Source organism: Bradyrhizobium sp. F1.13.3 (assembly GCF_040548265.1).
Lineage (GTDB): Bacteria > Pseudomonadota > Alphaproteobacteria > Rhizobiales > Xanthobacteraceae > Bradyrhizobium.
On the sequence record NZ_JBEPRI010000003.1, the window covers coordinates 397,901 to 407,293 of the forward strand.

General features: G+C 65.1%; 13 protein-coding genes. 7 read left to right on the forward strand and 6 right to left on the reverse strand.

The window, feature by feature from the left end; genetic code table 11:
• The gene (locus ABIB66_RS11505; protein WP_354208667.1) at positions 1-621 is read right to left on the reverse strand and encodes a hypothetical protein; all 621 of its coding nucleotides are present in this window, start codon (positions 619-621) and stop codon (positions 1-3) included.
• A gap of 164 nt (positions 622-785) precedes the next feature.
• Here ABIB66_RS11505 and ABIB66_RS11510 point away from each other — a divergent pair, with 164 nt between their 5' ends.
• Entirely contained in the window at positions 786-1,346 is a 561-nt protein-coding gene (locus tag ABIB66_RS11510) for an SET domain-containing protein (RefSeq protein WP_354208668.1), read from the forward strand.
• A 38-nt stretch (positions 1,347-1,384) separates the two neighbouring features.
• Here the strand turns inward: ABIB66_RS11510 and ABIB66_RS11515 are convergent, their stop codons facing one another.
• Together ABIB66_RS11515 and ABIB66_RS11520 are read right to left on the reverse strand one after the other, a co-directional pair.
• On the reverse strand, positions 1,385-1,789 hold the full coding sequence (locus ABIB66_RS11515; protein ID WP_354208461.1) for a hypothetical protein: 405 nt from the start codon (positions 1,787-1,789) through the stop codon (positions 1,385-1,387).
• Between the two features lie 37 nt (positions 1,790-1,826).
• A complete protein-coding gene (locus ABIB66_RS11520) occupies positions 1,827-2,057 on the reverse strand; it encodes a hypothetical protein (RefSeq protein ID WP_354208462.1) in 231 nt (76 codons plus the stop codon).
• A 101-nt stretch (positions 2,058-2,158) separates the two neighbouring features.
• On the opposite strand from ABIB66_RS11520, the gene ABIB66_RS11525 reads away from it, so the two are divergent.
• Together ABIB66_RS11525 and ABIB66_RS11530 are read left to right on the forward strand one after the other, a co-directional pair.
• Positions 2,159-2,980, forward strand: a complete 822-nt coding sequence (locus tag ABIB66_RS11525; RefSeq protein WP_275170034.1) for a helix-turn-helix domain-containing protein — start codon at positions 2,159-2,161, stop codon at positions 2,978-2,980.
• Positions 2,981-3,047: 67 nt separating this feature from the next.
• On the forward strand, positions 3,048-3,713 hold the full coding sequence (locus ABIB66_RS11530) for a DsbA family oxidoreductase (RefSeq protein ID WP_275170035.1): 666 nt from the start codon (positions 3,048-3,050) through the stop codon (positions 3,711-3,713).
• A gap of 7 nt (positions 3,714-3,720) precedes the next feature.
• On the opposite strand, the gene ABIB66_RS11535 is transcribed toward ABIB66_RS11530, so the two are convergent.
• Complete coding sequence (locus tag ABIB66_RS11535) at positions 3,721-4,884, reverse strand: GNAT family N-acetyltransferase (RefSeq protein WP_354254855.1); 1,164 nt, start codon at positions 4,882-4,884, stop codon at positions 3,721-3,723.
• 167 nt (positions 4,885-5,051) lie between these two features.
• Here ABIB66_RS11535 and ABIB66_RS11540 point away from each other — a divergent pair, with 167 nt between their 5' ends.
• Entirely contained in the window at positions 5,052-5,480 is a 429-nt protein-coding gene (locus ABIB66_RS11540; protein ID WP_354208464.1) for a YeeE/YedE family protein, read from the forward strand.
• Between the two features lie 5 nt (positions 5,481-5,485).
• Positions 5,486-5,953, forward strand: a complete 468-nt coding sequence (locus tag ABIB66_RS11545; protein WP_354208465.1) for a DUF6691 family protein — start codon at positions 5,486-5,488, stop codon at positions 5,951-5,953.
• Between the two features lie 58 nt (positions 5,954-6,011).
• Here ABIB66_RS11545 and ABIB66_RS11550 read toward each other — a convergent pair whose 3' ends face one another.
• Complete coding sequence (locus tag ABIB66_RS11550) at positions 6,012-6,341, reverse strand: hypothetical protein (protein WP_035961409.1); 330 nt, start codon at positions 6,339-6,341, stop codon at positions 6,012-6,014.
• A 109-nt stretch (positions 6,342-6,450) separates the two neighbouring features.
• The gene (locus ABIB66_RS11555; protein WP_354208466.1) at positions 6,451-6,855 is read right to left on the reverse strand and encodes a hypothetical protein; all 405 of its coding nucleotides are present in this window, start codon (positions 6,853-6,855) and stop codon (positions 6,451-6,453) included.
• Between the two features lie 215 nt (positions 6,856-7,070).
• On the opposite strand from ABIB66_RS11555, the gene ABIB66_RS11560 reads away from it, so the two are divergent.
• Both ABIB66_RS11560 and ABIB66_RS11565 read left to right on the forward strand, forming a co-directional pair.
• Positions 7,071-7,304, forward strand: a complete 234-nt coding sequence (locus ABIB66_RS11560; protein WP_007602200.1) for a hypothetical protein — start codon at positions 7,071-7,073, stop codon at positions 7,302-7,304.
• A gap of 33 nt (positions 7,305-7,337) precedes the next feature.
• A complete protein-coding gene (locus ABIB66_RS11565; protein WP_354237399.1) occupies positions 7,338-9,353 on the forward strand; it encodes a pyrroloquinoline quinone-dependent dehydrogenase in 2,016 nt (671 codons plus the stop codon).
• Positions 9,354-9,393 lie beyond the last annotated feature (40 nt).

Genomic DNA, 9,393 nt, shown 5'->3' on the forward strand with positions numbered 1-9,393 from the left:
CTAGCGCATCGTCGCCAGCTCGACCGCGCGGCCCCGTGTGCCGATGATCTTCACCTCATCCTTGCCGCAGGTAAAGCTGCGGGCGAACTCGTCCGCGGCGTTGCGCGCCAGCTCATTGGCGTTCGGGTTGGCGATCGCGTCGACATAGGCGACGTGGCAGACGGGGCCAGGTGGCAGCCGGGTCACGATGAGCATGGCCTTGGTATTCGGCCGCCCCTGCTTGTCGGGATCGGTGCCGTCGGCGATGTGCCAGCGCTGGATGATCGCAAACGGTCTGGCGGCCGCGGTGCGCCATTCGACGGTGGTCTCGGACGAGTTGAACGGAGCGAACCAGACTTTTGCCGCCGGTTCCTCGGCCGCGGCCTTGCGATTGCGGCCGACGGAGACGACCTCACGAAGATCGTCCTCGGTGATCAGGACCACGAGGCCATCCTTGCCCTTGCATACCCGCGCGGTGCTGCCGTCGAGCTCGCTGGGCTTGCCGATCTGGCGACAATCCTTCGGCGCCGTCGAGGTATATTGGCTGCCCACGGATTGGGCGTCGGCGCGGTCAAGACCGCTGCACATCAGCAACATGGCCAACAGCAATATGGCCAAGCCTGCGGTGGTGATGCGGAACATGACGACGCCTTTGATCGAACGGGAACTCCGTACCATCAGACGTCTTGATTGTGGGCAAGGTTCAAACAGGGTCGACAGACACCTGACAGCGGCGCGGAATCGTTCTAGAAGAGCGGCTTCGCTTGGCTCTTTCAGCCTCGTTCGCGTCCTCGTTTTTCGTGATCATGCCAGCCACCTCTTCGAACAAACCTTATCGCGTCGGCCGCTCGAAAACCGGGCTCGGCCTCTTCGCAACCAAGCCGATCAAGAAGGGCACCCGGATCATCCGTTATTACGGACCGATCCTGGACTCCCGGATTCCCGAGCACGACGACATCGAGAACAAATACCTGTTCGAGCTCAACGGCCGCTGGACCATCGACGGCTCGGTGCGCAAGAACCTCGCGCGCTACATCAACCATTCGTGTCGGCCCAACGCCGAATCCGACGTCCGGCCGCGCGAGCGGAAGGTCTTCATCCGTGCCATCAAGAACATCGAGCCGGGCGACGAGATCAATTACGACTACGGCACCGATTATTTCAAAGCCTACCTGAAGCCGATCGGCTGCAAGTGCGAATCTTGCGAGAAGAAGCGCAAGAAGCTGCGCGTCGAGGCGCGGACCGAACGCGCCAAGGTGAAGGTGCGCATGGAGCGCAAGGCCGAGAAGGCTGGCGCCAAAGGCGCCAAAAAGAAGAAGCTCAATGGCCATGCCGTTGGCAAGGCGAAAGGCCGCGCGCGGGCCTAGCTAGCACTTGCGCGGCCGGCTCCGTTGTCGTGCTCTGGTCAGCCTCCGACAGCCAGCACACTCCCGCTCCTGCGCAATCCCACATATTGCAGTTCGGCAAACACGCCGGTCGCGATCGCCTGTGCCACGACCATGAGCTCGCCGGCAAGGTTCGGCGACACCGCGCCCGAGAGCAGCAGCGCGATGCTGCCGACCGTCCAGGCCGCGTTGCCGACCACGACCAGCAGCACGAGCGGCTTTGCCACGGAGGCGCGTGAAGCGAGCCAGCCGACGAGTGCGGTGTAGGCGATCAGGAACAGGCCGGTCTCGCGCAGCAGCGCCTCGGGCAGGTTGAACAGCAACGCGAATGCGCTGGCGCCGAAAGTGAAACCGAGAGCGGCGATACCGCTGAAGATCGCGTCGGTAAGAAGCGCGCGGCGAAGGAAGGTGGATGCGTCGATCATCGTGGTCTCCATGGTTGGGGTGGGCTCGGGAATAAACTCAGTGCCATCCGCGCCACCAGACGCGGAGCAGGGGGGCGATGCGGAACGGGCAGAGGCTCCTGCCGACGCTGTGCTCGAAGGCCGTGACCTGCGCGACGACATAGTCGCCGGTCGAATGCACCAGCGGCTCCGGCATGTTGAGGCTGCGCGCCAGCATCCGGGTTGCGAGCGCCATGGCCCAGGGGACAAGGTGGTCTGTGACGGTCCGGTAGAGCAGCAGTGCGATCATGGTCGTCTCCTGTTACGACCGAAGATGCGCCGGCCCGAGGCCCAATTCGATTACCTCTGACGTAATGGAAGCGCCGAAATCTGCGTGCTAGGTTTTCGACCATGAACGCACATGCATCTACGGCACAGGCCGAACGCAGCCAACCGGTCCATATCGGCGACCATTTGCGCGAATGGCGGCAGCGCCGCCGCATGAGCCAGCTCGATCTCGCCGGCGAGGCCGAAATCTCGGCGCGACATTTGAGCTTCGTCGAGACTGGCCGCGCCGCACCCTCGCGCGACATGGTGCTCAGACTCGCCGAGCGCCTCGACGTGCCGTTGCGCGAACGCAACGTGCTGCTGGTCGCCGCCGGCTATGCCCCGGCCTTTCCGCAGCGCCCGCTGGAGGATCCCGCCTTGAAATCAGCTCGCCAGGCGATCGACCTCGTCCTCAGGGCGCACGAGCCCAATCCGGCGCTGGCCTATGACCGGCACTGGAATCTGGTCTCGGCCAATCGCATGCTGGCGCCGCTGCTTGCCGGCATTCCACAGCGGCTGCTCGGCCAGCCCCTCAACGTGCTGCGGCTCGCCTTCCATCCCGAGGCGCTGGCGCCGCGAACGGTCAATCTCGCGGAATGGTGCGGACATCTCCTGGAGCGGCTGCACCGGCAATGCGAGGCGACCGCCGATCCCGAGCTGATCAAGCTGTACAACGACCTGAAGAGCTATCCGATCCCGGCGCGCGCGGCGCCGCTGTCGAGCGACAATGTCGCGATCCCCTTCAAGCTGCGACACGACGGGGAGATCCTCAGTTTCTTCTCCACCACCATGGTGTTCGGCACGCCCGTCGACATCACGCTGTCGGAGCTGGCTCTGGAAACCTTCTTCCCGGCCGACGACCGCACTGCCGAGCGGCTCCGACAAATGGCAGCAGCCATGAGCTAGCGGCCTTGCCTCGGCATGGGTTCGGCTTATCTTTGGGCACAACCCGCAACGCCCGAAGGAGGCGCTCATGAGCACCCTAAAGCCGCTCCAGATCGACGTCGTTTCCGACGTGGTATGCCCCTGGTGCTATATCGGCAAGCACCGGATCGAGAGCGCGCTGGCGCTGGTGCCGGACGTTCCGGTCAAGCTCAATTTCCGTCCCTTCTTCCTCAATCCCTGGGTGCCGTCCGAGGGCATCAGCCGGGAAGAGTATCTCACCAAGAAGTTCGGCTCGGTCGAGGCCTACAAGGGTATTGCGGGGCGCGTCGTTGCGGCCGCGGGCGAGGAGGGGCTCGTCTACCGGCCCGAGCTTGTCGCGCGTCAGCCCAACACCACCGACTGCCACCGCCTGATCCTCTGGGCCGAGGCGATCGGCAAGGCGCCCGAGATGAAGCAGCGCCTGATGGAGCTCTACTTCCGCGACGGCGGCGACCTCACTGATGTGAACGTGCTGGTGCAGGCGGCTGCCGATGTCGGCCTCGATGCCGACGACGTGCGCAGGCGCCTCGCCACCGACGAGGACGTCGCGCGGGTATCGGCGGACGCGCAGGAAGCCGCCGAGAAGGGCATCTCCGGCGTGCCGACCTACGTGTTCGCGCAAAAATACGCCGTCTCAGGCGCGCAGGATCCCAACATGCTCGCGCGCGCCATCCGCGAGGTCTCAGCGGAGATCAACGCCCAGGCGGCGGAGTAGGAGCTATCTATTTACGAAGCAGGCGAACTGCGCGGCGCGCCGCCGCGTAGGCGATGCCGTGCGCCGCGAGCGCTCCGTGCACGAGCGCCACGATGGGGTCGTTCCGCCGCAGCGGTATCAGCACGTCGCCGACGGCGAAGCGCCCGCGCCAGATCGGGTTGATCATGGGGTGATCGGCGCTCGCGGTGGAATCCGCGCTGGCGATGGCGGGATCGGCGCAGAGGCGGCGGGTGAGCTCGAGCGTGAGCTGCACGCCCGGCGAATATCTTGCAAAGCGCTCGTCGATGCCGAGCTTGAAGAAGAAGGCGCGGTCCTGGTGCCGCAGCACGATGCCGGCGGCCACCGGCGTCGCGCCGGCGCGAAGGGTGACGATCTCGCATTGCGCGGTTTCTGCCAGCGCGGGAACGGCGCGGCGGATGAAGGTTGCATCGCCGGCATGCTGGACCAGCGCGGTGCCGCGCTTGCCTTTCCAGCCACTGGCTTCGAGCCGCAAGAATGTTTCGAGCGCCGGCCCGATCTCGTCGGGGCTGTGCGCGACATCGAACACGACGGCGCCGTGTTCCTCGAGGCGATGGCGCTGGCGGCGCAGCTCCTTCACCTTTTTGGTACCGAGCGCGTCGCGAAGCAGCGCCTCGCCGTCCTGCGTCGCGTCGAGGCTGGCGCGGCTGTAGGAGCTCAGGAGGCGCGGCTTCAAGCCGTCGCGATTCAGAACCTGGTTGACGGCGGTCATTGCCGCCCCCTCGAGCGCGACGTCCTTCAGCACGAGCGCATGCGCTCCGGCCGCGCGGGCCTGATGCAACAGGCGCGCCGCTGCCTCGATCGGGGCATCGCGGTCGATCAGGGGGCTGCACAGCGTGCCGTAGGGATGCGCGCTCACCAGCGCGGGCAGGGGAATCTTCCATGCCCGCCAGAGCGAGATCACCGGCATCAGCCCGATCAGCCGCGATCCATCGTATGCGGGAAGCGCCGAGGCATCCGTGCGGCCGCGCGCGGTTGCACTGACGGCGAGCTCCCAGCCAGGCAAGTAATATCCGTTCGACTCGATGGCGCGCTGCGCGAGTGCGCGCCACTGGCCGGGTTCGATCGCCGTAAGCGGAACACGCGCGCGCGAGGCCGCGGCATGCTCTGCCGATGCCGGGTTGATCGCAGCCTGGTGCGCGATATCGACCACGTCCCGTCGTCCCCGTTCAGGAGGCCATGCTTAGCGCAAAGATTGGAAAATACCGTTGGGACACCGCTTCAATTCGAGTGGTAATATTAACGTCTTGAGCATCCGGCCGCGAGCCGGCCGGATGTCTCGATGGATAAGCCAGAATGCTCTCGACCCGGAGGATCATCATGGTCGCCACACCTTTTACGCCGATTGCGTCGCTCCTTGGCGGCGCGATGATTGGCCTGTCCGCCGTCCTGCTGATGTGGACGACGGGACGGATCGCCGGGGTCAGCGGTATCGCGGCGCGGCTGTTTCCACCTTACGAGGATCGGCAATTCGCCGGCCGGCTCGCCTTCGTCGCGGGCCTTATCGTCGCGCCCGTCCTGGTGCGCCTTGTCACCGGAAGCCTGCCGGCGCAAACGATCGCCGCCGGAACGCCGCTTCTGATCGTCGCGGGATTGCTCACCGGCTTCGGCGCGGTGTGGGGCAGCGGCTGCACCTCGGGCCACGGCGTCTGTGGCTTGTCGCGGTTGTCGGTGCGATCGCTGATCGCGACGATCACCTTCATGGCGGCAGGCATGGCGACCGTCTTCGTGATGCGGCACTGGAGCTGACCGCGATGACAATCCTCATTCAATTCGGGATCGGTCTGGTCTTTGGCCTCGGCCTCATCGTCTCAGGTATGTCGAACCCGGCAAAGGTCCTGAATTTCCTGGACGTTGGCGGCATCCCGGCAGGAACGTGGGACGCAAGCCTGGCCTTGGTGATGGCCGGCGCGGTCGCGGTGACCTTCATCGGCTTCAGCCGCGTCTTGAAATTGGCGCGGCCTGTCTTCGCCGATCGCTTCTATGTCCCAAAGCGAAAAAATATCGATCCGAGAATTATCGCCGGTCCCGCCATCTTCGGTATCGGCTGGGGCCTTGTAGGCTTTTGTCCAGGCCCGGCGTTGACCGCGCTCGGATTTGGCTCGGCCTCCGCCTTCATCTTCGTTGCCGCGATGTGTGCCGGCATGGTGGTCGCCCGCTTCATCGCGCAACTCCCGTCGGCAACGCGTAGCGTCACGCCGGGAGAGCCGCTCGAGATCTGACATGGAACAGGACCGGGCGAGTTGTCTCGTCCGGTCCCGCCTGTCATGGCTTCATCGATTACCAGCGATCGCCGACACCGACGCCAACACTAACGCCGGGCGCGCGAATGCCGACGCCGCCGCGCGGACCGTCATCCCAGTCGCGATAGGTGCGGCGCTCATAGTAGCGATCACGCGGCATGGTCGCGTAGGAGTCGCGCACGATCACGCGCGAGCCGCCGCGGGTGCGATAGCAATTGCCGGAATCGTCGCAGACCAACCGCACTTCCTGGACGAGATCGGGGCTGGTGTATTCGCTGGTCGTATAGACGTCGGCGGCCTTGGCGCCGCTCACCGCTGCCAAGGCTCCGACGCCAGCCAGCAATGCAATCGTGAATGTCCTCATCATGTCCTCCTCGAAACTGCCCTCGGCGGTAACAAGAAGGGGAGGCCATGATCGTTCCGGCAAAATTACACGTTTTTCCCGGAACCGGATCGATGTCGGCTTGATCCGTTCCCTAGATCGGCTCGTAGCTTTCCGACCCGCAGATGTCGTCCGCTTCGGCACGGCGGCGATCGACCACCTTTCCGCTTGATATGGTCACGATGTAGGTCTGTGGCCCGAGCGGCGATCCGGTCGCCGAGGTGAGCTGGGCGCGGACGCAAGCTGTCCAGCCCGGTCCCCGCACCTCGCGATGGGGTGGGGCGACATGCACCTCACGCGGATAGGAGGTGCTGAGGAAGACGAATTCGATCTGCTCGCGCACGACGCGTTTGACGTCGGGGGGCGATTCGGGCGGCGGCTGCTCGGCCTCCTTCATGCGCATGAACTCGGGCACCGGTGCGCGGCTGTCGGCAAAACCGCAGGCCCCGAGCGCGAGCGCGCTGGCCAGCAGCGCAGCATGAGCAATAATCCGTAACATCCGTGAAGGTCCCCTGCGGGCCAAAACATAGGCACGAATGCGATCCGACGAAGACCTGGCCGATCAAGATTTGCTGAAGCCAGAATTTCTTGGAGCCAGAATTTCTTGGAGCCAGGATTTCCTGAAGTCAGGATTCCTGAAGTCTTGGAGCCCGCGGCATTGGCTATTCCACCATTGCCGGTTAGTTTGTACCCCAGACGAGGGGGATTGCGCGCATGAGGATTTTGGTCATAGCGGCCGCCGTGCTGGCGCTGGCGGTTGCCTCCGCGCAGGCGCAGATGGGCGGCGGCAGGCGTCAGCCTAACGAGGGCGGCCAGAAGGCGGACAACAAGCCCAAGGTCGACGAGAAGGCCTACAAGGCCGCCCTCGAGCGCATTCCCGAGTCCAAGGAGAAGTACGATCCGTGGAGCGGAGCGCGTCCGCCTGAACCTGCCAAGAAGCCGAAATAGGTGAGGCGGGCGTTGGCGACCCGCTCCTGCTATTTGGCCGCTCTCGTCACGCTCCTGTTGTTTTCGTCGCGGCCGGGCCTCGCCTGGGAGAGCTGGGGTGGCGATCCCGGAGGCTCGCGGTTCTCGCCATTGCGGGAGATCACGCCCGACAATGTCGGCAACCTGGTTCGGGCCTTCGAATTCCACACAGGCGATCTTGCGGCGCGGCCGCCCGGGGTGATGCGGCGAACCAAATTCCAGGCGACGCCGTTGTTCGTCGAGGACAGCCTGGTCTTCTGCTCTCCTTTCAACGAGGTGATCGCGCTCGATCCCGCCACGGGCGCGCAGAAATGGCGCTACGATCCCAAGATCGCGATCAACCAGCGTCCCGCCAACCGCTACGTCTGCCGCGGTGTCACCTACTGGATCGACGACGAGGCGCCTGCGGATGCCGCATGTCGATCGCGCATCTTCATGGGCACCAACGATGTTCGCCTGATCGCGCTCGATGCGAAGACGGGAATCCCCTGTGCCGGTTTTGGCAGGGATGGCGAGGTCAGGCCCGATATCGGCATGAAGCTGGAATGGCCCGGCGAATTCCAGATCACCTCGCCGCCGGCGGTCGGCCGCGGGGTCGTCGTGGTCGGCTCCGCGATCGGCGACAACCGCCGCGTCGACGCGCCGAGCGGTGTGGTGCGCGCGTTCGATGCGCGCAGCGGTCAGCCGCGCTGGACCTTCGAGCCGCTCAAGCGCGACGGCATCGAAGCTGGTCACGCCAATGTCTGGGCGCCGATGTCGGTCGACGCCGCGCGCGGACTGGTATTCCTGCCGACGTCCTCGCCGTCGCCGGATTTCTGGGGCGGCAAGCGGCCGGGCAACAACGAGCATGCCAATTCGGTGGTCGCGCTGCGCATCGAGACCGGAGAACTCGTATGGGCATTCCAGACCGTGCACCACGACGTCTGGGATTACGATCTGCCGGCGCAACCGACGCTCACGCGCATCGACACCGGCGAAGGTCAGCGCGATGTCGTGATCCAGCCGACCAAGCAGGGCTTTGTCTTCGTGCTCGATCGCGATACCGGCAAGCCGGTGTGGCCGGTCGAGGAGCGCAGCGTTCCGCAGGCGGCAGCGGAAGGTGAACGGCTGTCGCCCACGCAGCCATTCCCGACGCATGTGCCGCCGCTGGTTTCCCAAAAAATCTCGACTGAGGATGCGCTCTCGCTTGTTCCTGGCCTGCGCCGCTCAGCTTGCGAGACGCAGTTCGCGGAGGCACGTAACGAGGGCCTGTACACGCCACCCTCAACGCAAGGCACGCTGGAGTTTCCCTTCACCGGCGGCGGCGTCAACTGGGGCAGCGCAGCCTTCGATCCCGTCAACCAGGTCCTCTATGCCAATACCAGCCGGGCCGTTCATCTCATCAAGCTGATTCCGCGGGCGGAGGCGGCCGGATTCGATCCTCCGCCCGGTCATGATTTCGGCCAGCAGACGGGTGCGCCGTTTGCGATGTCGCGTGCGGTGGCAACATCGCCGCTTGGTTTTCTTTGCAACAAACCGCCCTGGGGCGAGATGGTCGCGGTCGATCTGAAGGCCGGCAAGATCCTCTGGCGTTCGACGGTGGGCACCACCGAGGATCTCGCCCCGCTCGGCGTGCCGCTGCCGTGGGGTGCGCCGCTCGTCAACGGGCTCGCGGTCACGGCAGGCGGGCTCGTTTTCACCGGAGCGATGGACGCCTATCTGCGCGCCTTCGATGCACGAAGCGGAAGGGAGCTGTGGCAAGGCCGGCTGCCGGTGCCCGGAGTCGCCAATCCCATGACCTATTTCTGGAAGGGCGAGCAGTATGTCGCCATCGGCGCCGGCGGCCACTCCGAGGCAGGCACCTCGATTGGCGACAGTGTCGTTGCGTTTCGCCTGGCACGGCCGGGCGAAGCGCCGTCGCTGTGGTCGCGTACCATCGATCGCCCCGGTGGACGATTTTTTGCAGCATCTTCAATGATCGCGCTCGCGATCGTCTCGCTTGTGATCGCAAGCCTGCGCTGGCGTCGCCAGCGTCGTATCGCGCGAAGATAACACGGCATCGCGCGCGCGATGCGAACGATCGTTCACATCA